Origin of the sequence: Pseudomonas sp. Pseusp97, assembly GCF_047304025.1 — a bacterium.
GTDB lineage: Bacteria > Pseudomonadota > Gammaproteobacteria > Pseudomonadales > Pseudomonadaceae > Pseudomonas.
This window is the reverse complement of the sequence record NZ_JBGLYK010000471.1, coordinates 1-672: the sequence shown is the minus strand read 5'-3', so window position 1 is coordinate 672 and position 672 is coordinate 1. Positions and strand designations below refer to the sequence as shown.

The 672-nt window shown below is 68.6% G+C and carries 1 protein-coding gene; it reads left to right on the top strand.

Annotated elements, in window-relative coordinates:
- The coding region (locus tag ACCC94_RS29940; RefSeq protein ID WP_413353204.1) for an OmpA family protein at positions 1-672 on the top strand (672 nt) is incomplete at both ends.

The window sequence follows — 672 nt, the reverse complement described above, 5'->3', positions numbered from 1 at the left end:
CTTGCTGGCAGCTGCGCCGCCGTGGCGGCCGGGGCAGGGCGACCTGAACCTGGGCTTGGTCGCCGTACGTGCCGGCGAGGTGCCGTTCAACAGTACCCAGCAGCAGGCCGGGCGCCTGCTCGGGGGGCTGCTGGAGGGGCGTACGCCGGAGGTCCGCCATCGCACCCGTACCGGCGAGAACCTGTTGGTACGCTTGCTGCCGACGCGTTTCGCCGACGGTTACGCGCAGTTCCAGGACTGTTCGACGAAGATGCTCCCGGTCAACTTCGACCAGGTGCGCCAGAGCCAGATCGGCTTTCCCGACGGCGGCACCGAGGTCGATCCGCTGGGCCGCGCCAAGCTGGACATCATCCTGCAGTACATGAAGGCCGATCCGACGGTGAACCGCATCGAGCTGGACGGCCATTCCGACAACGGCGGCAACCGCCTGGCCAACCGCGAGGCCTCGCGCCGCCGCGCCATCGCCGTGATGGAATATCTCAAGGCCAATGGCGTGGCGGAATCGCAGATCACCGTGCGCTTCTATGGCGAGCGCTACCCGCTGGTGAAGAACAATTCCGCCGCCAACCGTGCGAAGAACCGCCGGGTAACGGTGAACCTGTCCCGCGAGGCGGTCGTCGAGCAGGCTCCTGCCGAAGCCCCGCCAGCCCCCGTGGCGCCGGCCCCCAGTCC